The organism is Parabacteroides sp. Y3-G-102 (genome assembly GCF_023656845.1).
GTDB lineage: Bacteria > Bacteroidota > Bacteroidia > Bacteroidales > Tannerellaceae > Parabacteroides > Parabacteroides distasonis.
The window spans coordinates 71,400-93,680 of record NZ_JAMOKU010000020.1; the positions used below are offsets into that span (position 1 = coordinate 71,400).

The 22,281-nt window shown below is 47.6% G+C and carries 18 protein-coding genes; 9 read left to right on the plus strand and 9 right to left on the minus strand.

Features of this window, described 5'->3' with window-relative positions; translation table 11 throughout:
• Positions 1–5: 5 nt before the first annotated feature.
• The 5 genes from NBH16_RS11875 to NBH16_RS11895 form a co-directional block, all read right to left on the minus strand.
• On the minus strand, positions 6–740 hold the full coding sequence (locus NBH16_RS11875; protein ID WP_122369595.1) for a lipopolysaccharide kinase InaA family protein: 735 nt from the start codon (positions 738–740) through the stop codon (positions 6–8).
• Entirely contained in the window at positions 724–1,779 is a 1,056-nt protein-coding gene (locus tag NBH16_RS11880) for a glycosyltransferase family 9 protein (RefSeq protein ID WP_250788613.1), read from the minus strand. The genes NBH16_RS11875 and NBH16_RS11880 overlap by 17 nt, the downstream gene beginning before the upstream one ends.
• Positions 1,779–2,384: a DUF4254 domain-containing protein gene (locus NBH16_RS11885; RefSeq protein WP_005860709.1), complete on the minus strand. Its 606-nt coding sequence runs from the start codon at positions 2,382–2,384 to the stop codon at positions 1,779–1,781. The genes NBH16_RS11880 and NBH16_RS11885 overlap by 1 nt, the downstream gene beginning before the upstream one ends.
• Before the next feature lie 84 nt (positions 2,385–2,468).
• A complete protein-coding gene (locus tag NBH16_RS11890) occupies positions 2,469–3,152 on the minus strand; it encodes a response regulator transcription factor (RefSeq protein ID WP_250788614.1) in 684 nt (227 codons plus the stop codon).
• Complete coding sequence (locus NBH16_RS11895) at positions 3,149–4,564, minus strand: sensor histidine kinase (RefSeq protein WP_250788616.1); 1,416 nt, start codon at positions 4,562–4,564, stop codon at positions 3,149–3,151. Before NBH16_RS11895 ends, NBH16_RS11890 begins: the two co-directional genes overlap by 4 nt.
• A gap of 160 nt (positions 4,565–4,724) precedes the next feature.
• On the opposite strand from NBH16_RS11895, the gene NBH16_RS11900 reads away from it, so the two are divergent.
• The 4 genes from NBH16_RS11900 (at position 4,725) to pdxB (ending at position 10,822) form a co-directional block, all read left to right on the plus strand.
• Positions 4,725–5,603, plus strand: a complete 879-nt coding sequence (locus NBH16_RS11900; RefSeq protein ID WP_009276641.1) for a GLPGLI family protein — start codon at positions 4,725–4,727, stop codon at positions 5,601–5,603.
• Positions 5,600–8,125, plus strand: a complete 2,526-nt coding sequence (locus NBH16_RS11905) for a carboxypeptidase-like regulatory domain-containing protein (RefSeq protein WP_250788618.1) — start codon at positions 5,600–5,602, stop codon at positions 8,123–8,125. Before NBH16_RS11900 ends, NBH16_RS11905 begins: the two co-directional genes overlap by 4 nt.
• 71 nt (positions 8,126–8,196) lie before the next feature.
• Complete coding sequence (locus NBH16_RS11910) at positions 8,197–9,396, plus strand: MFS transporter (protein WP_250788620.1); 1,200 nt, start codon at positions 8,197–8,199, stop codon at positions 9,394–9,396.
• 316 nt (positions 9,397–9,712) lie between these two features.
• Complete coding sequence (gene pdxB / locus NBH16_RS11915) at positions 9,713–10,822, plus strand: 4-phosphoerythronate dehydrogenase PdxB (RefSeq protein ID WP_250788621.1); 1,110 nt, start codon at positions 9,713–9,715, stop codon at positions 10,820–10,822.
• 13 nt (positions 10,823–10,835) lie between these two features.
• Here pdxB and purN read toward each other — a convergent pair whose 3' ends face one another.
• Complete coding sequence (purN, locus tag NBH16_RS11920; RefSeq protein WP_005860699.1) at positions 10,836–11,396, minus strand: phosphoribosylglycinamide formyltransferase; 561 nt, start codon at positions 11,394–11,396, stop codon at positions 10,836–10,838.
• 154 nt (positions 11,397–11,550) lie between these two features.
• On the opposite strand from purN, the gene NBH16_RS11925 reads away from it, so the two are divergent.
• The 4 genes from NBH16_RS11925 to NBH16_RS11940 all read left to right on the plus strand — a co-directional run bounded on the left by NBH16_RS11925 (position 11,551) and on the right by NBH16_RS11940 (position 16,594).
• Positions 11,551–11,787, plus strand: a complete 237-nt coding sequence (locus tag NBH16_RS11925; protein WP_005639879.1) for an acyl carrier protein — start codon at positions 11,551–11,553, stop codon at positions 11,785–11,787.
• Positions 11,788–11,808: 21 nt separating this feature from the next.
• Entirely contained in the window at positions 11,809–13,074 is a 1,266-nt protein-coding gene (gene fabF / locus NBH16_RS11930; RefSeq protein ID WP_005860697.1) for a beta-ketoacyl-ACP synthase II, read from the plus strand.
• 1 nt (position 13,075) lies between these two features.
• Positions 13,076–13,918, plus strand: coding sequence for a ribonuclease III (gene rnc / locus NBH16_RS11935; protein ID WP_005864026.1), 843 nt, complete (start codon positions 13,076–13,078; stop codon positions 13,916–13,918).
• Between the two features lie 81 nt (positions 13,919–13,999).
• Positions 14,000–16,594: a T9SS type A sorting domain-containing protein gene (locus NBH16_RS11940; RefSeq protein WP_250788623.1), complete on the plus strand. Its 2,595-nt coding sequence runs from the start codon at positions 14,000–14,002 to the stop codon at positions 16,592–16,594.
• Between the two features lie 64 nt (positions 16,595–16,658).
• Here NBH16_RS11940 and NBH16_RS11945 read toward each other — a convergent pair whose 3' ends face one another.
• Entirely contained in the window at positions 16,659–17,672 is a 1,014-nt protein-coding gene (locus NBH16_RS11945) for an ATP-dependent 6-phosphofructokinase (RefSeq protein ID WP_005864022.1), read from the minus strand.
• A gap of 80 nt (positions 17,673–17,752) precedes the next feature.
• Between NBH16_RS11945 and NBH16_RS11950 the strand changes: the two genes are divergently transcribed.
• A complete protein-coding gene (locus NBH16_RS11950; protein WP_005864020.1) occupies positions 17,753–19,270 on the plus strand; it encodes a GH3 auxin-responsive promoter family protein in 1,518 nt (505 codons plus the stop codon).
• Between the two features lie 29 nt (positions 19,271–19,299).
• On the opposite strand, the gene NBH16_RS11955 is transcribed toward NBH16_RS11950, so the two are convergent.
• On the minus strand, positions 19,300–20,085 hold the full coding sequence (locus NBH16_RS11955; RefSeq protein WP_008781033.1) for a phosphatase PAP2 family protein: 786 nt from the start codon (positions 20,083–20,085) through the stop codon (positions 19,300–19,302).
• Positions 20,075–21,913, minus strand: a complete 1,839-nt coding sequence (locus NBH16_RS11960) for a right-handed parallel beta-helix repeat-containing protein (RefSeq protein ID WP_057326747.1) — start codon at positions 21,911–21,913, stop codon at positions 20,075–20,077. Before NBH16_RS11960 ends, NBH16_RS11955 begins: the two co-directional genes overlap by 11 nt.
• Positions 21,914–22,281: the final 368 nt, after the last annotated feature.

The following is a 22,281-nucleotide window of genomic DNA, read 5'->3' on the forward strand; positions in this document are numbered from 1 at the left end:
AAAGTCTATAATTCAAATTCAATCTCATGCTTCAACGCATATTTCTTCCAGAAACGATTTCGATAATATAATATCCAACGAAGGCATTCCGCTTCATCAAAATGCCGGCTCTCGGCATAGGTCTCCGCCATTAAATGAAAAGCGGCTTCCCGTCCCCACAAGCGGGAGAAATTCGCGCATCCTCGTTTTAGCGAGACAGGCCCGAAGTGCATCCGGTTTATATCGATCAAGGAGAACTTAACCCCTTCCTCCGTACGATCGTACAATACATTTCCGGGAGAGAAATCGGCATGATAAACCTCCGCCTCATGCAACTTTGCCATATAAGTACCTAACGCACGGAAAATATCCTCGTTCTCCTCTACCGGACGCTGTCCGACTTTATACAATGTCTTATAGCTGGATTGCAGACTGATAAAATAACTATATTCCAAAAACCCTTTCTTCCTAAAAAGGATATAAGCGATCGGGGCAGGAGTCTCAAAACCCTTGGCGACTAAACGCAGAGCGTACTCATAGGCTCGCACGGCCTTAGGCTGACGGAAAAAACGATAAATAACACGGTTTATCAAGTGGGGGACTCTATATCGCTTGACATTCAGTTCCACACCATCTACCTCAAAAACCTTGATCTCATTCCTCGCCTTATAAATCGTTTTTCCCTCTTCTGAAAATATACGAGGTACACGCCTTACAAAATCCTCGAATCGCCTATACGCCGGGTTAATGACCTCCTGCATCCGAAATCGTTTCATTTAAAGAGGTTAATACCTTGTTTATGATTAGGTCCGGATTGAGCTGTTTCATACACGCCCAATCCTTCCGCAGGCAGGGCTTTTGGCCGAATACGGAACAAGGACGACAAGGTAAATCCAGCTGGATACAATCTTCCGGATCCTGATGATATCCGTAAAATCCGGCATAGGGATGGGTAGCGCCCCAAACAGAAATTACCCGTGTACCGACCAAGGAAGCGAAATGCATATTGGCGGAATCCATGCAAATCAACAGATCCAACCGGCTGATCAAGGCCAGTTCCTGATCCAAGGAATACTTGCCCGCCACGCTTTTTACCCGGGGATACTCAAAAGCCCATTGATCCAAGAGCGCCTCCTCGTAGCCACGACCACCGAACAGGAAGATGGTAAAATCCTCTCGATCGGAAAGCTCGGCCATGACCAGCTCCATCTCCCCGGTCGGATAAATCTTTCCCCGGTGCTTGGCGAAGGGGGCGATACCGATCCATTTGCCCGTCTTCGTTCCCACAAGGGGTTCCAAGGCGGATAAATCAGGGGTCGAGGTCTCATAAAGCGAGGTGAACGATTCCGTATAGTTAAGCCCGGCGTTGCGGAACACATCCGCGTAACGTTCGATCACCGGGCGAAGTTGTTTAAATCGTTTATGCTTTGCGTCGGTCAACCGGGCACGATCTTTCCGGGCCTTATCCACGACAAACACCCGTCTGCCGTTCAAGCGGAACAGCGTACGGATAATCATGGTCCGCAACACGTCGTGCAAATCCAGCACCATATCGAAATCGTATTTCACCAAGGCAGAGGCAAAACGGAGCAATCCCGCCAACGTTTTCTCCGTGGTCTTCGTATTGATACCGATCACGTTCACGTTCTTCGGGCGGTTGATAAAGACCGGGATCAAGAACGCTTGCGTCAACACGGTAAACGAGTCCGTAGGATTCGCCTTGGCTGCGGAATAGATAACGGGAACGGTCATCGCCACATCCCCAATAGCCGAAAGTCGTATTACTAATATATTTGCCATTATTTCTTACCGTACAACACAGGATTCAAGGCCGGGTCGTTGTACATCTTCATTTGCTTGTAGACCTTCATGTATTTCTTACCGTCACGGATATCGGATAGCAATTGATCCAAAGCCATCGACAAATCCTTCTTCTGCTCCATCAGCACCGCCAGTTTCTGCTCACAACGAGCCTTATGCTCGGCAGTAGCATCCGGACGGTTTGCCTCCTCACGCATATGATAGATCTTTAGCGTAAGGATAGAGAGACGATCGATCGCCCAAGCCGGGCTTTCCGTATTGATCGTAGCATCCGGCAAGACTTTCACGTTCTTGTATTTATCCAGAAAGAAACTATCGATCAACTCTACCAAATCCGTACGATCTTGATTCGACTTGTCGATGCGGCGTTTGATAGCCAGCGCTTCCACCGGGTCGATCTCCGGATTCCGGATAATGTCCTCCAAATGCCATTGTACGGCATCGATCCAGTTCTTAAGATAAAGATAAAACTCGATGCTCTTTACCGCATAGGGATTATGCACTGTAGCATCTACATTGTCAGTTACATGATAAGCCTCCGTAGCTTGCTCAAAAATGCGGAAACATTGTTCGCTGAAGTTCATATATGATTCATTTTCTTTCTGTGAATACTTTGTGGGACAAAGATAATGCTTACGGATCAGAAACCCAATTCTACCGGATAAATTCTATCCTCTTAGCATATATCCTTTCTTCGGCAAGGATACGATGCCGGTAGACGGATCGTTATGAAGCGCTTTACGGAGATAGGTGACCTGCACATTCAAGGCCAGGGAGTTGGCGTATGAGCTAGTTCCCCAGACGGTTTCCAACAGAAGGTCACGATCCACCGCCAGATTCAGGTTTGTCGCCAGGATTCGCAGAAGATCCGCTTGGCGGGAAGTGATCAATACCTTGTTATTGCCGGTACGGATCTCGTTCGTGGTATAGTTGAAGGTCGTATTTCCGAAATGGAAGCTCTCCTCCAGCACGCTTTCATGGACACCGATCTCAAAACGGTCCTTGATACGGGCGATCAGCTCTTCCGGATAGAAGGGTTTCGCCAAGTAATCGTTTCCGCGCAAGCTAAAACCTTTCAAACGGTTGTTCTTATCGGAACGGTCGGAAAGGAAAAAGATCAAGACATGACGATCTTGCTCACGGATCTTTTCCGCTACCTCGAAACCGTTTAGGCCGGGCATGTTGATATCCAGCAAGACCAGATCCGGTTTCACAACCGGGAATTGCTCCAAAGCCATGGTACCATTGCCAGTATAAGTCACCTCATACCCCTCCCGTTCCAAGAATCGCTTCAAGACGAGGGAATACTTAAGGTCATCGTCAGCGAAAAGTATTTTCAATGTCGATTTCATAAGGCTGTAGTCGGTAGATTTATAGTAATTCGAGTGCCTTCACCTAATTCACTTCGCAGGGATACAGAGCCATGATGCGCCTCTACTATTTGGCGAACGTAGCTCAATCCCAACCCAATACCCGGAATTTGCTTATCCGGCAGATGAGACGAACGGTAAAATTTATCGAACACCTTTCGCCGCTCATCCGGAGCGATACCGAAGCCATTATCCGAAACGGTCAATTCCACCCTTTGCTGATTCCAAAGCACTACGATATCGATATCCACTTCCTCTCCCGAATATTTGATCGCGTTCTCTATCAAGTTAGACAAGACATTCGCCACATGTACCGGATCGGCCGTCAGATCCGGCATATCCGGGGGAAAGGCCGTCGAGAAAGAGACTTTTTTCCCGGCGGGGATATTGGTTAGGCGTACCACCTTCTCCACCAACTCACGGAGATTAAAAGCGGAAGGTCTCAAGAGCGTCTCCCGCTCGTCCGCACAAACCATATCTTTCAATTTTCCCAGATAGGCGGAAAGATTATCCAACTCGAACATGGAGTCTTGAAGGACCCGTTCCGTCGTGGCCTCATCCATCCGCATCTCCCGGTCATTCAAGAAAGAGACGAATACCTTCAAGGTTTGTACCGGTCGCCTCAGCTCATGGATCATCGTATGCACGAACCCCTCACGCAACTCGTTCAAGCGCATTTGCTCCCAGATCGTACGGATCTGGAAACCCAAACAAGCCAGCAATAACAAGATAAGGAAAATACTTAGGAAAAGCTGCCATCCCATCCGGCCCAATAACGGATTCATGGGAAGATCCACATCCACCCACACCGCCTTTCGCTCGATCGGGGCGAACACATAGCATATCGAGATAGAGGTTGAAAACAGGTTTTTCGATAATGGTAACCATAAGGCCGATGACTGTCCGGACAATGTATCGCTCGCTACGAACGGACGTACCCGATAATCCAGACCGGGCAGACCGGCAGACAAGATGGAGTCCAAACGCTCCGCAGAGAAAGGCACAAAGAACTCCACGACCGAACGATCTACCCCAACCAATAAGCTATCTTCCGGCATATTCGGGTCCAGATGAAGCCGAAAACTATGGATCTTTGTCGTATCCTTGGGATAAAGCTGGAAACCGAACGAGTTTTTCAACCCATTTAACACGCTATCACCAGACTGGTATTTCGACTGGCGTTCTATGATATAAGTACCTTTCGTCATCTCCGCCTCTTCCTTCCGTATACGAAATTCCTCCTGCCCGGCATGAAATACCTCACCGGCGATCTCATCCGCATAAGTACACATCTCGTACCGGAACTGGTTGAACAGCCAATAGCCTTGTACCCCGATCGCCGCCAAAGCCGCCGCCAACGAGATTACCCATATCCATCGAATCCTCTTTCCCATATCTTATTCCTTTCCGGCAAAGATAGATAGCTACTCCATGATTACAACGTACATGTAGCCATTTTTATAAGCGGAGTAATATTTCAGTAATAAAAATCTTCCTTACGGCGAACGCCCCTTCCCTACATTCGCGACAAATAACTTCTAAAACCAACAGATCATGAAACGAATCATAGCGACAATCGGCCTGCTTTGCGTAGGTCTGTCAGGGGCGGGACACGAGACGAACGCCCAAGTGACAATCAACATCTTCAACCTAAACGACGTACTAAGAGCCAAGCCCATCGACGAGACACGTTTCACGGTACAATACCAGACCACGTCCATGCCGGACACGCTCCAACCCGACAAGAAAGAGGAAGAGACCCTCATGCTGAAGGTCGGGGATAAATGCTCCGTTTACTATAGTTACGCCAAATTCCTCACCGATTCCGTACTAGAGGCCGACAAAGCCGCCGGAGCCTCACAAGAAGTCATCAATGAACACCTGCAACAATATTCATCCAAGACCAACGCGCAGGTCTACAAGAATTATCCGGCGGGAAAGACCACGACCTTGGATGCCCTTGCCGCCAGTCGCTTTCGCTGCGAGGAAAAGGAGGAGCGCCCGGAATGGACCTTACTGCCCGATACGATGACCATCCTGTCCTATCCTTGCCGGAAAGCGACCTGTCATTTCAAGGGCAGGCATTATGAGGCTTGGTACACGCCGGAGATACCGAAAAGCGAGGGTCCTTGGAAATTATGCGGATTACCGGGCCTGATCCTAAAAGCCCAAGACAGCCAAGGACATTACACTTTCATCTGCACGGGTATCGAACTGAGCCGGGATAAGAACCCGATCCTTTTCGGGGGAAACGATTTCGAGCCGATCAGCCGCAAGAACCTGCAAAAGGTTTACGAACGATATGCCGCCGATCCTATCGGATACATCGCCTTGACCTCGCCACAGGTGAAAGTGACCGTCACCGACGATAACGGGAAACCTTACCAACCCAAGAACATGCCGTATAACCCTATAGAAAGGGAAGAAAGATGAAACGGATCATACTGCATATACACACTTTTTGTTTACTTACGCTGCTCTGCCCGGCAGGATTGGCCGCCCAATCCGTCATCCGAGGGATCGTGATCGACAGGGAAAGCCAACTGCCGGTAGAAGCGGCCACCGTGCAATTAACCAGAGGCAACGTATCCCTTCCGATCAACTATACGTTAAGTAATAATGAAGGGACCTTTACCCTCACCCAACCGAAGCGGACGGACTCACTTCTCGTCTCCGTCTCGCTCTTAGGGTACCAAACCCAGCAACAAGCCGTACATGCCGGACAAACGCTTCGTTTTGAGATGGAGCCGCAGGTATTCAGCCTAAAGGAGGTGGAAATCCGTCCGGGACGTGTCTGGGGGCGGCAAGATACGATCAATTATGATGTCACCCGCTTTCTCTCCCCAAAGGATCAATCCATCAAGGACGTATTACGGAAACTTCCGGGTATCGATATCGATGATCTGGGGAAGATCTCTTACAACGGGAAAGAGATCCGTAATTTCTATGTGGAGGGACTGGATCTCACCAACGGGAAATACAAGCAAATCAGCGAGAACCTGCGAGCCGACGCCGTACAGAACATACAAGTGATGGAGAACCACCAACCGATCCGTGTGTTACAGAGAAAGATCAAGACCGAAGACGTAGCGTTGAACCTCAAGCTGAGACCGGAATTCCGAGATCGCTGGTTGATCAATGCCGAAGGCGGTCTCGGCGCATCCCCGTTCTTATGGAAAGGAGCCGCTGACGCCTTGCAGATCAGCCGCAGCAGCCAATCCGCTTATCTATATAAAGGGAATAATACCGGGCAAGATGTATCGGGCGAGCAAAATACCCTTACCGAATCTCCCGAATCCCGTTTATCCGAGCCCAAGGTTCCCCAATTTCTGCTACAACCCTCATTCTCCGCCCCGCTAAAGAAAGAGCGCTGGCTGTTCAACCATATACACAGCCTATCCGCAAATCGCCTATATAAACTGAACGAGAACACCCAACTCCGTATAAACGCCGGTTATATCCACGACCTGCGAACACAGGAAAGGGGGAGTGAGACGACCTATTACCAATCCGAGGACACGATTCATCTAACGGAGCAAAGCGATAGCCGCATTCGCTCGGATCAAGCCAACCTAAATATCGGAGTGGAAAACAACTCGCAGGAAAGGTATCTCAAGAACCAGTTCTCAGCCACCGGAGATTGGCAATCCAGCCTTTCCCATATAACTGAAAACACAATTTCCACCGGCCGTACAACATTGGACCAACGCATCAAAACCCCGAACCTCGACTTGCGTAATAATTTACGGACCCTGTGGAGCTTGGACAAATACACGTTGGAAGCCCAGTCTTCGCTCCGTTACCACAGCAACGCGGCCGATCTTCGCTTGGATAACCACCCTTATCCAATGAGCTTACGCGACTTTTATACCGATAATTCCTTCTCATTCCTGAAAAAGAGCGGTTCCCTCACCCAGCGATATACGGTGGGCATAAACGGGGAGATCAGCAATATCGAGAAAAGCTTGCAAACTTATCTTTCACCCGATTACCAATGGAATACCTATAAATGGACCCTATCCCTCAGCGTTCCTCTCAGATGGACCGGATATACAGGGGTCGGTTTCTCCCGCATCTCGGTTAATCCGTCCCTGTCCATTATCTACAAACTGAATTACGCATGGCGTTTCACGGCGCACGCCTCCTATAAGGAAAGATACGGAGAGATGACCGACTTATACGACCGGCCTTATCAAACGGATTACCGGAATAGCGTCTGGAATTGCGGAATCCTCCCGGTTTACAGACAACAGCTTTATTCCGTTTATGGGGAATACAAGAATACGGCACGGGAATTCTTCGCCACAGTAAACCTGACACACAACCGGGAGTGGTACAATCGTATATACGAGCAACGTATAGAGAACGGACAGGTACAACGAGTCTCCTTACCACTGTCCAACCACGGCTCCGGATATACCGTCAAAAGCACGCTATCCAAGGGCTTTTACGAGTTAGGGCTAAAGACCTCGTTCCTGGTGCTCCTCAATATCAGCAAGGCCGAGCAAATCAGCGGGGGACAAAGGCTTCCCTATCAATATCGTCTCATGCGCTTAGAACCCAAAGTGATCTGGACTCCCAACCGCCATTGGGAGACCAGTTACCAAACCGATATCCGGTACGGAGGAAATAAAATAGGAGAACGTACCCGTTTGGCGCCCTTATGGAACGTCACCCAACAAGTACAGCTCTCCTACATTTTCTCATCCATAGAGGCAAGCCTTTCCTTAGATCATTATCACAATGACGTGAATGAAGACCAATCCGTCAACGCCGTTTTCGCAGACTTCTCGGTCTCATGGAAATCCCGGCGTTGGCAAATCACCGCCACGGCGACAAACCTGTTCGACAAACGTACCTACGCATACACACGATACGCATCGTTGGAAAGCTATACCTCATGGGTACGTATCCGTCCCCGGGAGTTTCTGGTAGCGATCCGCTACCGTTTATAATTATTAGGCCGTTTAGGGGAAACAATTGTGAAAAATCAACTAATTTCGCACTCTGATAAATAAGCGGCTTTATGAATAACGATAAAATAATCACACCCAGCTTTTGCTATATACTAGCGGCGAATTTCCTGCTTTTTTTCGCTTTCTATCTAATCCTGCCGATCTTGCCTTTTTATCTGAAGGAAGAATTCATGATCGGGAAGTCTATGATCGGGTTTATCTTGTCGTGCTATACGCTAGCGGCGCTCTGTATCCGTCCGTTCGCCGGATATTTGCTGGATACTTTCGCCCGCCGTCCCTTATATCTGGTGGCTTATTTCATTTTCACCGCCATATTCGGCGGATACATGGTAGCCACGGCGCTTACCCTCTTTATCGCCTTACGCGTCGTACACGGTTTCGCCTTCGGCATGGTGACGGTGGCTGGAAATACGATACTGATCGATATCTTGCCCTCCTCCCGCCGTGGGGAAGGTATTGGCTATTACGGCCTAGCCAATAACATCGCCATGAGTTTCGGGCCGATGATCGGTCTGTTCATGCAAGGGAACTTCACATACGACGTGATCTTTTCCTGCTCGTTGCTATCCGGAAGCCTTGGTTTTATCATGGCCTATATGGTCAAGACTCCTTATAAGCAACCGGTCAAACGAGAACCGATCTCCCTAGACCGCTTTTTCTTGGTGAAGGGAACTTGGGCGGGTATCTCCCTATTATTACTCTCCATTCCTTATGGTATGACTACCACTTATGTAGCGATGTACGCCGCTGAGATCGGGATCAGCGTAAACTCCGGACTTTATTTCACCTTTATGGCCGTGGGACTAGCCGTCTCCCGCCTGTTCTCCGGACGGCAAGTGGATAAAGGACGGATCACGCTTGTTATCTCCCTCGGGATGTATTTGGCGGCGGCCACATTCTTTCTTCTCGCGGCGCTCAAGGAGTTGATGCATTGGAATCCGGTATTTTCCTCTTATCTCTACATAGGTATAGCCCTCTCGCAAGGCGTGGCATTCGGAACCATGTTCCCTGCTTTCAACACGCTTTTCGTGAATCTGGCACCCAATAACCAGCGGGGTACGGCCACTTCTACATATCTAACTAGTTGGGATATAGGTATCGGTATCGGGTTGATGGCCGGGGGCAGCATCGCACAAGAGCTGGGTGGCTTCAACTACGCCTACCTGTCCGGCGCTTGCCTTACGGTATTGTCTACGTTTTTCTTCTTGTTCAAGGCAGGGCCGCATTTCAATCGGCACAAGCTAAGATAAGTACTGCACGGCTCTTCCATTAATCTATCCGTTCTTAGTTAAGCCGAGAAGCTTTAATTCCATACAATAAGCCTACTCATGAACTGCGCACGTAAGAAGCTAAGAATCAGCGTCAAAAAAACACGAGAATCTTTCCGTCAAAACACGTACATGTTTTTTCAAAAAGTCGTACGTGTTTTGGATGAAACTCGTACGTGTTTTCCCGAATCTTTCGGCTGAGAACAAAAGCGCATATAGAAATCGACAAGAAGCCATCATCACTTGTATATCCCCTGTTTTTTACTTAATATCGCGTAACGATAATCAAGCTGATAAGATGAAAATAATAGCAGATAACACGGTTCCTTACCTAAAAGGGATCTTGGAGCCGATAGCGGACGTATCCTACCTTGACTCCAAAGAGTTTACGCCCACGAACATAAAAGACGCGGATGCCTTGATCGTACGTAGCATAGATAAATGTACACGCGAGCTATTGGAAGGTAGCCGGGTTCGCCTCATCACGACAGCCACGATCGGGTACGACCATATCGATATCCATTATTGCGAGAAGGCAGGGATCACGTGGAAGAACGCCCCGGGTTGCAACGCCGCTTCCGTGGGGCAATATGTATTATCCTCTTTGGTAGCCGTCGCCCTCCGCAAAGGAGAGAGACTAGCAGGGAAGACTATCGGTATCGTTGGCGTAGGCCATGTAGGGAGTATCGTAGAGAGGCTATGCGAGGCCATGGGGATGCGTGTGCTTCGCAATGACCCGCCCCGTGCCGAGCAGGAAGGTGAAGATGGATTCGTATCCTTGGACACGATCGCGAAAGAGGCGGATATCATAACCTTGCATGTGCCGTTGACCAAAGAGGGACGTTTCGCCACCCGTCATCTCGCCGATCATGCTTTTTTCGACAGATTGGAACGAAAACCATGGTTTATCAACAGTTGCCGGGGTGCCGTACATGATACGCAGGCCTTATTGCAGGCCAAACGAACCGGCAAGGTCAGCGAACTGATCATTGATTGCTGGGAGAACGAACCGGATATCGACCGGAAATTACTGTCGGAAGCCACGATCGCCACTCCTCATATAGCCGGTTTCTCCGCCGACGGGAAGGCGAACGGGACACGAATGTGCCTAGAGAATATAGGATGCTTTTTCGGTATCCGTATCGAAAAGATCAAGGAAGTCATTCCACCTGCCCCAACCAACCCGTTCATCGACTTGGGACAATTCAAGGAGCACCGGGTGGAAGAAGCCATCTTGAGAAGTTTCAACCCAGAAGTAATCGACCAAGCACTAAGAGCGAATCCTCATCATTTCGAGCGATTTAGGGCAGCGTATGACCATCCCCGTGAGTTCCATGCTTACCAAGCGATCAAAGCTGACCCGGAAGAATTCGCCGTACTCCAGAAACTAGGTTTTCAAGTAGGCTAATGACAAAAAAGCCTTACAATAAACTTTCGATCACATGAGGATAATGCGCATACTCCAGGGCATGCACTTTCGAGGCTACCTCCTCCGGCGTATCCGAAGGTAATACCGGACAAGAAGCCTGGAAGATGATAGCGCCCTCATCATAATGCTCATTAATATAATGTATAGTAATACCCGACTCCCGCTCACCAGCCTTCACGACCGCCTCATGCACATGCATGCCATACATCCCCTTGCCGCCATATTTAGGGAGTAACGCGGGATGGATGTTCACGATCTTACCGGGAAAAGCCTGAAGAATCACGTCTGAGATCTTATTCATAAAACCGGCCAACACGATAAGGCAGACATCATATTCCGCCAACTTTTCCAAGATCGGCACACCGGCAATAAATTCCTCCCGTGAAAACACGAAAGAAGGTACGCCCAACTTATTTACCCGCCCATGCACGCCAACATTACGATTATTTGATAAAACAACCGCAACATTAACGTTTTCACTGTTAGCAAAATATCGGGCGATGTTCTCGGCATTCGTACCAGATCCGGAAGCAAAAATCGCTATGTTTTTCATATTTTTAGATGTTTAAATGCACAAGAAAAGAAAAAATGTGCAGTTTTCCGCATTTTTAGCTTATTAAATTTGCTTTGTAACATAAAAAATTCTTTTCTTTGCACTGCAAATTTAAAAAGTATATTCGTATTTATTAATCTAAATTGAAAAAGTTATGTCTGAAGTTGCTGAAAGAGTAAAAGCTATCATCGTTGACAAGTTAAGTGTTGAAGAAACAGAAGTTACAAACGAAGCAAGCTTTACTAACGATTTAGGAGCAGACTCTCTTGACACTGTAGAATTGATTATGGAGTTCGAAAAAGAATTCGGTATCTCAATTCCTGACGATCAAGCAGAAAAGATTACAACTGTAGGTGACGCTATCGCTTACATCGAGGCTAACGCGAAGTAATCAATCCTTTTAACTAAAGGTATGGAATTAAAAAGAGTTGTAGTAACAGGTCTTGGAGCTATTACTCCTCTTGGTAATACCCTCCCCGAAACATGGGAAGGTATTATCAATGGAAAAAGTGGCGCTGGACCTATTACTCAGTTTGATGCATCCAAATTCAAGACACAATTTGCATGCGAAGTTAAAGGCTTCGATCCGTTGAAAGTTATGGATCGTAAAGAAGCCCGCAAGTGTGATCGTTATAGCTTATTCGCGATCGACGCGGCGAAACAAGCGATCGAGGACGCGGCAATGGACTTGGATAACGAAGATAAGAACCGTATCGGCGTTATTTTCGCTTCAGGTATCGGTGGTATCAAGACATTTGATGAGGAAGTATTGAGTTATGCGAAGATCAAGGATACGATCGGTCCGAAGTTTAACCCGTTCTTCATCCCGAAAATGATCTCGGATATCGCGGCTGGACATATTTCCATGCTTTATGGATTCCACGGCCCGAACTTTGCGACCGTCTCAGCTTGTGCATCTTCTACAAACGCTATCAGTGACGCATTCAATTATATCCGTTTAGGCAAGGCTAACGTCATCATCACCGGTGGAGCGGAAGCTGCTGTTTCTGAATCGGGTGTAGGTGGATTCAACTCCATGAATGCGTTATCGACACGTAATGATTCTCCCGAGACCGCATCTCGCCCGTTCAGCGCTAGCCGTGACGGATTCGTGATGGGTGAAGGTGGAGCTTGCTTGGTATTGGAAGAAATGGAGCACGCATTGGCTCGTGGCGCTAAAATATATTGCGAGATCGCTGGAACCGGAATGTCTGCCGATGCTTATCACTTGACCGCTTCTCATCCGGATGGTTTAGGAGCGAAGCTGGTTATGCGCAACGCATTGGAAGACGCGGGAATGACTCCGGAAGATATTGATTACATCAATGTTCATGGAACATCGACTCCCGTAGGCGATATCTCAGAGGTTAAGGCGATCAAAGATGTGTTCGGAGAACATGCTTATCAACTGAATATCAGTTCTACAAAGTCAATGACCGGTCACTTGCTTGGTGCTGCCGGAGCGGTAGAGGCGATCCTGTGTATTATGGCTATAAACGATGGTATTATCCCGCCGACCATTAACCATGCGGAAGGCGACGATGATCCTGAAATAGATTATAAACTGAATTTCACATTCAATAAGGCTCAAAAGAGAGAAGTGAAAGCCGCTTTATCGAATACGTTTGGTTTCGGTGGACACAACGCTTGCGCCATTGTTAAAAAATTCGTGAAATAACGTGTTTAGAAAGCTATACAAACAGCTACATAAAAGAATAAGGCTCCTGCATAATAAAGGTAGGGAGCCTTATTTGTCTTTATCAAAGATTCTAGGTTTTTATCCGGATAATCTCCAGATTTACGAGCAGGCCTTGTTGCATAAATCATCATCGGTAGAGACGGATGATGGTAAATGGCTTAACAATGAGCGTCTTGAATTTTTAGGAGATGGCATTTTGGATGCGGCGGTCGCCGATATTGTCTATAAGCGCTACCCGAATAAGCGGGAAGGCTTTTTGACAAACACACGCTCCAAGATCGTACAACGGGAAACGATGAATAAGGTCGCCGTACAACTCGGCCTCGATCAAATGGTAGTCTATTCAACCAAGATAAACTCTCATAACAATCATATGTATGGTAATGCGCTCGAGGCTTTGATCGGCGCTATTTATCTGGATCAAGGTTATGACGTTTGTTATAAGTTTATCCGTGACGTGATGATAGAAAAGTATATCGATGTAGATACGCTCGTCCGGAAAGAGATAAATTTCAAGTCAAACTTGATTGAATGGAGCCAAAAGAACAAAATATCGATCTCGTTCGATCTAATAGAGTCTTTTACGGATCATGATGGGAATCCTGTATTCCAAAGCGCGATTAAATTGCTCGGCGAGCAAATTGGCATAGGTATCGGTTACTCCAAAAAAGAATCCCAGCAAGCGGCTTCTAAAATGGCGGTCAAAAGATTGCGGACAGACAAAGAACTCCAGCAACGTATCTCTGCCACAAAGAAAAAGAAGACTGGTGAACTAACCGATGAAAAAGAGTTTTCCGACCTCCCAGAGGAAGAAACTGTATGATAAACAGCAGAACTTGGGTAAATCGTTTGATATACCCAAGTTCTTCGTTATATAAGAATAAGCTCATATAAAGTTGTATGTATGAAAAACCAGTACAGTAAACTTCTCCGAATATTAATAACCGGCATATTATATATCGGTTATTTCTCGATTTCAAGTTTGTTGGCGCAGATCAGCGAAGGAGGACTCCCCCCCAGCTTTCAATTCGCAGGTTCACTTCGAAGTGAAAAGCTAGCAGAACAAGTTCCAGTGAATTTCAGTGTGGAAGACCTCAAGGCGGTCGATGCGTGGAGGGTCAGCCAAGGCGCTCCGTTGCGTGTAGCCAAGTCGATTCCAACCAGCTTCGACATCGCCAATAGCGGCGATTGGATTTCACTACCTGACGGTAGCCAAGTATGGCAACTTCACCTTCAAGCGAAAGGAGCGATCGCCTTGATCCTGTATTACTCCGATTTTTATATACCCAAAGGTGCCCGGTTATACCTGTATAACGCAGCGAAAACCCAAGTATTGGGTGCCTATACGCATCGTACGCATCCTAAAAACGGACCGTTCGCAACCCAAGCCGTAGCAGACGATGAGGTGATCCTCGAATATGTGCCGGCACCATCCGGCGAGACACCTCGACTACGCATCCGGGAGGTCGGTTACGGGTATAATCATCTTGAAGCGATCATGCCAGAAGTACAGGAAGCGCCGGGAGCCGACTTTTCAGGAGCTTGCGAAGTGAATATCAATTGCGAGGAGGGAGCCGATTGGCAGGAGCAAAAGAAGGGGGTGATACAAATGATTCAATACATCCGTAATAAAGAGGGAGAAGGAGGAAGCTATATTTGTACGGCTTCTCTGGTAAATAATACGGCCCGTGACAAAAAGCCTTATGTATTATCCGCCTTCCATTGTTCGCAAGATATACTGGGCGAACAGACGGTTACTCCCGAGGAATTAGCGGTCTGGTTGTTTTATTTCCACCAAGAACATGTGGGCTGCGATAATGAGTCACCCATTTATCCGATAAAAACCATGGTAGGATGTACACGGAAAGCCTCCACCCCTGTCGAAAACGGTTCCGACGGACTGTTGCTGTTGCTTAACGACGAGATCCCCGACGATTATAATGTATTCTTTAACGGATGGGATCGTTCAAATATGCTTTCACTCTCGGGCGTAGGCATCCATCATCCTTCCGGCGATTATATGAAAATCTCCACCTATGGAAATTATCCGACAGAATCGATTACATGGCGTAATAGTGATGTTGGGAAAACCGGGGCCACGAACGCTCATTGGAACGCGACTTTCGATGCCACGCTAAACGGACACGGGGTGACCGAGGGAGGTTCTTCCGGCTCGCCTTTATTTAATAGCAAAGGCTTGATTATAGGTACGCTGAGCGGTGGAAGCTCCAGTTGCGAACTGCCCGAAGGATTGAATTTATACGGTAAATTGTATTATCACTGGAATAAATACAGTGATAATGATACAGCCCGGATGGATGTCTGGCTAGATCCACTCGGAACGGGCGTCACCTCGTTGCAGGGAATGACGCAGGATGGGAAAACGCTCGGAAACGAGTATGAAGGTCCGACTGATTTGAAATACAAACAGATCTCCACGGGTGAGATTCAACTGACATGGAATGCCCCAGTCCTCGAAAAAATAGCTGGTTGGGGATCACAAGATCGTTATCAACAGTTCGGTCTCGGAGGAGATCCATTCTATTTCGCTCAGAAATGGGATACGAAAGATCTACAACCGGTGCATAAAAAAACGATCCGGAAGGTTAATTTCTATCCGCAGGAAGGGGTCACTTATGGAGTCTATATCAAACAGGGAAACCGGGAGTATGAAGAGAGTTTCACTCAACTGAAATCAGGTAAAATAAATTCGGTCACACTTAAAACACCATTCGTAATCGACGCGAAGCTGGATTTACTGGTAGCCATTCATGTGATAAGCTATGCCAATAACACATATCCGGCATGCTCCGATAAAGGCCCCGCAGTCGACGGAAAAGGGAATTTATATTCTTTGGACGGAAAAAAATGGGAAACATTCTCAGATGATGAGCTAGATGCCAATGTTGTGTTATCGATCGTAATAAGCGCAGAAGAAGGTGAGCTCCCCTCGAGTTCCGTATTCTCCACGAGCACTTTCTCGGAGAAACCGCAACCCATGAGAACGGGCCGATTATCATTCCGGAAACTGGCTATCGCCTCCGATGCGCAAGAAGCAGAGTTGATCACGGCTTTTCCGGAGCTGACCGGTTATAAGGTATATCAAGATACCCGGGAACTGACGACATTACCTGTTTCTCAACGGAATTATACGGTGAAAAATCTGACAACAAGTACCCCTCTGCTCCAAGTAACGGCACTTTATGGTACCGATGAGAGCGCCCCGGTTACGGTAATTCCGGAAACGAGCGTAGGTAACGAACTGAAGCCAACAGGCGAAGAAGTAGATATTCAACCACGTATCTTCTCGAATGAAGTACAGATCCAGAATTATCAACAACTGAAATCGCTTGAGATCTACAGGGCCGATGGAAAGTTGATACGTAGCGTCCCGCAACCGGGAAGCAGTCTCAGCACGGGTGATTTTGCCACTGGAATGTATATCTTCCGCTTGACTACCGAAAAGGGAAGCCAAACCGTTCAAGGTATTAAAAAATAAACGGCCGCCTACTAGTATAAAGTAAAAAAGGTTGTGCGTTCTCTGACACACAACCTTTTTTATTTTATTTCCCGAATGTTACCCCCATCCGTTTTCCTTGTACGATCAAATCATGATCCGGTGTCACTAATTTTAGTTTTCCCGCTACTTCTAACAAGGGAATGGATTCTACCCTATCTCCTTTCATACAAACCATACGTCCGAATTCACCATTAGCGATCAGTTCCGTGGCATGGCCTCCCAAGCGAGTCGCAAGGTTACGGTCGAACGGAGAGGGGTTTCCACCCCGTTGGGTGTATCCCAATACGGTATCCCGGGTCTCGATACCCGTTCCCGCCTCGATAGCCCGGGTAATATAATCAGAAGGACGCTTTTTATCCGGAGTCTCGATACCCTCGGCTACTACAACGATGGAATAAGGTTTGCCCCTGCGAGCCCGATCCAAGATCGCCTCGTTCACCTTATCGATATCGTATCCCAATTCCGGAAGTAAGATCACGTCGGCACCTCCAGCCATCCCGGCATACAAGGCGATCCATCCGGCATGATGGCCCATCACCTCCACGACCATCACCCGCTTATGTGAACTAGCTGTAGAATGAAGACGGTCTATAGATTCCGTGGCGATATTCACGGCGGTATTAAAACCGAACGTAATATCCGTACCCCATATGTCATTATCGATTGTCTTGGGAACGCCTATCACGTTCAATCCGATCTGAGATAACAGATTGGCCGTCTTCTGCGTACCGTTTCCTCCGATACAAACCAAGCAGTCCAGCCCCAGCTCCTCATAATTTTTCTTAATGATCTCCGGCTTTTCCGAATCTCCCGAGGCCAAGAGCTTACGGAAAGGCTTCTCTCTGGACGTTCCTAAAATGGTTCCCCCTAAATTTAATATGCCGGATAAGCTCCGTTCATCGAAAACTTGGACGTCTTTATTCAAAAGACCTATAAAACCGCTATGAATACCTATCACTTCCATGCCGTAATGCATGATAGCGGTCTTGCCAACACCACGGATCGTAGCGTTGATACCGGGGCAATCGCCACCCGATGAGAGAATCCCTATTTTCATCGTAACGTTAATTTAGTACCTAGCAAAGATATAAATAAAAAGAGAATGCCTACATTTGCACTCGAACAAATAAAAAGAGCATGGATATTTTAACACAGACGATTTCGCTCCTTTTCCGCCATCGACAAACGGAGATCGGACGATTTGGGCAGGATATAGACCATATCCAGCGCAAACAGCTGCATGCTCTGCTTTCGACGGCACGCAAGACGGAATGGGGACTCAAATATGATTATAAAAGCATTCGCTCTTATTCTGACTTCTGCCAACGTCTTCCCTTACAGACTTATGACGAGATAAAGCCGTATGTCACCCGAATGATAAACGGAGAAAGGAATATTCTCTGGCCTTCGGTGGTGCGGTGGTACGCTAAGAGTAGCGGGACCACGAACGACAAAAGTAAATTCCTGCCCGTCACCCCCGAGATATTAAAGGGTTGCCACTATAAAGGAGGCTTCGATTGCGTGGCCATTTATCTGCGGAACAACCCGGAAAGCCGTTTCTTCTCCAAGAAAGGCTTGATATTAGGCGGCAGCCATAGCCCTTCCCCGCTAAACTCCGAGGCTCATCAAGGCGACTTATCCGCCGTATTACTTCAAAATCTCAATCCGCTCGTCAATTTAATACGCGTCCCCAAGAAACCCATTATCCTAATGGATGAATGGGAAAGCAAGATCAAGGCGATCGTGGAGAACACTTGGAATAAGGATGTAAACAGCCTATCCGGTGTTCCTTCTTGGATGTTGGTCTTGATCAAGGCCGTATTGAAAAAAACGGGTAGGGAATATCTTACGGACGTATGGCCTAATCTGGAGGTCTTCTTCCATGGGGGAATCAGTTTCGAGCCTTACCGGGAGCAATATAAAACCTTGATTCCATCGAATAAGATGCATTATATGGAGACCTATAACGCATCCGAGGGCTTCTTCGGGCTGCAAGACGATCCGACAGACCCCAGTTTGCTTATGATGCCGGATTACGGTATTTTCTATGAGTTCATCCCGATGAACGAGGTGGGTAGCGCCCATCCGACCGTGTTACCGCTGGAATCGGTAGAGACCGGGAAAAACTATGCGATGGTGATCACGACCTCGGGAGGATTATGGCGCTATCAGATCGGGGATACGGTACGTTTCACCTCGTTATTCCCTCATAAATTCGTTATCTCCGGACGTACCAAGCACTTTATCAACGCCTTCGGCGAGGAGCTAATGGTGGATAACGCCGATAAGGCGATCGCCATGACTTGCCTACGAACCGGGGCGAAAGTAAAAGAATATACCGCCGCCCCACTTTTTATGCTGGATAAGGCGAAAGGACGGCACCAATGGTTTATCGAGTTTGACAAGAAACCGGAATCTCTCGATGAATTCGCCACTTTATTAGATCAGAACTTACAAAAGCTGAACTCGGACTATGAGGCGAAGCGGTATAAAGAGATCTCCCTTCAACCGCTGGAAATCGTTATCGCCCACGACGGTGCTTTCTATGAATGGCTCAAGCAGAAAGGCAAATTAGGCGGGCAGCACAAGATCCCACGCCTCAGCAACGACCGCACGCATATAGAGGAGCTTTTGCGCATTAACCAGTCTCTATAAGCCGGTATGCTCTTTATTCATAAGACGCATTAAAATTGATAAGTCAGATAGAATCCCGCCATATTCGAACTGAATACCGGAGCGGCCACGATCGGGCAGTTCTTCACATTTCGATTGATCCGCCGGGCGATAGCGTTACGAATCGGGAAATAGATCAGATACGATAACTCTACCGACAAGATCCCGAAACCTGCGCCGGCTACTACATCCGCCACCCAATGCCTGTTATTGTATAAGCGGGAACCCGCCACGAACGCCGCTATCGCATAACCCGAGTAAGCGAGTATAGGTGAGCTATCCTTAAATTCCTTATAAGCCATATGCGCCCCTAAGAAAGCATTCGAGGTATGTCCGGAAGGAAACGAATAAGGCGCCCCGTCCGGGCGAGGCTCGTTTACCCAGTTCTTCAGCCCATGCACCATCAATCCGTTCATCCCTTCCGCTAAAGCGACCAAGCAAAGTTGGTCCACCCAGTTATGCTTCTCTGTTCCCATAAGGTCGCAGACAAATACCCAACCCAGCATTCCCCACTCCAAGTAATTGTCGATATGGATTTGCTTCACGGAATCTTTCCGGGAAAACAGGTGAAAGTCATTCATCCCGTCGATCGCCGTGCCTACGGCTCCCACCGTTATCAATGAGGCCGGAAGAATCAAGCTTTTCGGGTTAAACTTATAGGCGACGACAGGCATTCTCTCCTTGACAGGGGCTTGAGAACGTACGTTTAACGTATCGAGATCACCAACGCCGGCGAACGCAATGTTTACGAAGCCTATCAAAAGGCTTGCCAAGACGATTAATTTCCTATATATCATATCCGTTATTTTCCTCTAAGACATCCCTCTCCCGGATAAACCCTTCATCAAAATAGTTGTTCTCTATTTTCGAATGGATCACCCGCTGGAAATAGAAACGATGGTTATTCCAATGGAAGGCCGGGTATTCCTTATTTTGTTTGACAATATTATTCGTGAAGACCAACCCGTCCACGGACTTGGCGTATACCAATGGCCTATCGAACGTAATAAACTCGTTCGCGTCGATCACGATATCACTATGGAAATATTTCCTTTGCGACGCTAAATCCGGGATTTCGGGATAAATAGAGATAATAGCGTTCGTAAATTGGAACATATTCGTCAAGGAGTTGATGAACTTATTCTTACGGATCAACACGTTCCGGCAAGCGCCGGTCTCGAACCAACCATTGCAATCACCGCACAGCAGGATCGCCGTCCCCGAGGTATGATCGAAAACATTATTCTCTACGACCGTTTGCCGAGGCGTGCTGAACAAGGAACCACGGGCACGGTTATTCCGGATCACGTTATCCGAGAATAGGACCGTCGGCGTCCACTCCAGATTCTCTATGCCGAAGCCGCTTCCCTCATGGATCGAAGGATTCACCGTATTCTCAAACCGGATCTCGAACTCCTTCGCCCCTCGGTAATCCGGTTGATCAACTGCCTTGATAGCGGTAATCCGGTTTCTCGCCCCTATCAATTCCATGGTGCTCGAATGGATGAACTGCACGGAATCCCCTACCCTTCCCCATTCGAAACCATACGATTGCGGGTGCATATACCGGCCTACCAAGGTCGAGTCATTCACTCGTCTCACCACTTTCAGGTAAGTTCCATGCACATTGATAGCGTCGTCCATCATCCCTTCGTACAAGCCATTCTTGGAGAGGATCGCTCCCTTGCAGGCCGAGAAATGGGTAGCGTCCGCCTGTGTCGTGAAATACCGCGGATCGTCCGCCCCTTTCAAGCAAACGGAGAAACCATCCAGCGTGATATTCTCGCTCACTTGCGCCAAGAGGCCCATTCCCTCGGCATAATGAACCTTGATATTCTCCAGAGTCGTATTCACGTCATGATACAGGAAGACACCGGGAGCCGGACGTTCCCAAGAACGCATGGCGATCACCGTACCGGGCACCAAACGGCTGTCTTTCCAACGGGGAGACTTTATCAGCCTTGGAGAAACCTCGATCAAGCCCCGCACGCCTATCGGGATATCGCTTGTATTATACACCAAATGACGTGTATCTCCCTCGAAGGCGATACCGGAACCGGGAGTCAACTCCCAGCCTTCTCCCTTCGCTACAAACACGCTATCCCGTATCTCATAGCGTACCCATGGAGCCACCTCGAAGGTGATCCCGCCTTTCAGCGTATCGTTCTCCACCACTTTTACCTGTGAAATCTGAGGATGCTTGAAGTCTATACTGAAATTCTTCAAGACACAATTCCTCGAATCCAGCAAAGAGACCGGCAACATCCTGCCGTGGAAGATTAACTCCGAGCCTTGCCCGTCGAACACCATATTCTTCATCCCCTCGAAAGGCAAACCTACTTTCTTCGGATTCATTTGATCATGATTCGAGATGAAATAGACACGCTCCGCCGCGCTATCGGGATAAAACTCATAGCGGCCCTTAGGCAAGGTCACCACAATTGTCTGGTTTTCCTCGCATTTCTCCCGTATCTGCTCCAATGCCCTCGCCATAGCGGGCGCATTATCCACATTCTCGACCGGGGATAAACCATAAGCCGACAAATCATACCTCCGTTCCGTAGAACAAGCGCTTCCAAACAGGGAATAAAGCAGGACAACTGCCCCCCATAGATACCATTTCATAGAAAATCAATTAAATATATCCGCGAAGGTATGTATTTTACAGGGTAAGCGCACTAAAAACAGACAATAACTTTCCGTCTCATGAATCCTATCACGAATCTCCTATAATAGCAGCCTGAGTTTTCTCCTAATAAAACAAAAGTTTCCTCAGTAAGAAACTTTTGTTTCCCTATATAGAAACGAAAGTTTTTCCTTGAAGAAACTAAAGTTTTCCGTATAAGAAATTTAGAAAAACTGCAATAGGCTGTCTTTTCCTGATTTATCTAGACACTTTTTTTGTTTATAAACGTAATCAGTAGACAGTAGTTATAAAGTAATACTGATATAGTAGTCACTTCTTTTAACTTCATACTGATAACATAGACACA

Bases quoted from the DNA above. Each gene is read 5' to 3' on its own strand.
- NBH16_RS11875 (WP_122369595.1), bottom strand. From the start codon at position 740: ATGCAGGAGGTCATTAACCCGGCGTATAGGCGATTCGAGGATTTTGTA.
- NBH16_RS11880 (WP_250788613.1), bottom strand. From the start codon at position 1,779: ATGGCAAATATATTAGTAATACGACTTTCGGCTATTGGGGATGTGGCG.
- NBH16_RS11885 (WP_005860709.1), bottom strand. From the start codon at position 2,384: ATGAACTTCAGCGAACAATGTTTCCGCATTTTTGAGCAAGCTACGGAG.
- NBH16_RS11890 (WP_250788614.1), bottom strand. From the start codon at position 3,152: ATGAAATCGACATTGAAAATACTTTTCGCTGACGATGACCTTAAGTAT.
- NBH16_RS11895 (WP_250788616.1), bottom strand. From the start codon at position 4,564: ATGGGAAAGAGGATTCGATGGATATGGGTAATCTCGTTGGCGGCGGCT.
- NBH16_RS11900 (WP_009276641.1), top strand. From the start codon at position 4,725: ATGAAACGAATCATAGCGACAATCGGCCTGCTTTGCGTAGGTCTGTCA.
- NBH16_RS11905 (WP_250788618.1), top strand. From the start codon at position 5,600: ATGAAACGGATCATACTGCATATACACACTTTTTGTTTACTTACGCTG.
- NBH16_RS11910 (WP_250788620.1), top strand. From the start codon at position 8,197: ATGAATAACGATAAAATAATCACACCCAGCTTTTGCTATATACTAGCG.
- pdxB (WP_250788621.1), top strand. From the start codon at position 9,713: ATGAAAATAATAGCAGATAACACGGTTCCTTACCTAAAAGGGATCTTG.
- purN (WP_005860699.1), bottom strand. From the start codon at position 11,396: ATGAAAAACATAGCGATTTTTGCTTCCGGATCTGGTACGAATGCCGAG.
- NBH16_RS11925 (WP_005639879.1), top strand. From the start codon at position 11,551: ATGTCTGAAGTTGCTGAAAGAGTAAAAGCTATCATCGTTGACAAGTTA.
- fabF (WP_005860697.1), top strand. From the start codon at position 11,809: ATGGAATTAAAAAGAGTTGTAGTAACAGGTCTTGGAGCTATTACTCCT.
- NBH16_RS11940 (WP_250788623.1), top strand. From the start codon at position 14,000: ATGAAAAACCAGTACAGTAAACTTCTCCGAATATTAATAACCGGCATA.
- NBH16_RS11945 (WP_005864022.1), bottom strand. From the start codon at position 17,672: ATGAAAATAGGGATTCTCTCATCGGGTGGCGATTGCCCCGGTATCAAC.
- NBH16_RS11950 (WP_005864020.1), top strand. From the start codon at position 17,753: ATGGATATTTTAACACAGACGATTTCGCTCCTTTTCCGCCATCGACAA.
- NBH16_RS11955 (WP_008781033.1), bottom strand. From the start codon at position 20,085: ATGATATATAGGAAATTAATCGTCTTGGCAAGCCTTTTGATAGGCTTC.
- NBH16_RS11960 (WP_057326747.1), bottom strand. From the start codon at position 21,913: ATGAAATGGTATCTATGGGGGGCAGTTGTCCTGCTTTATTCCCTGTTT.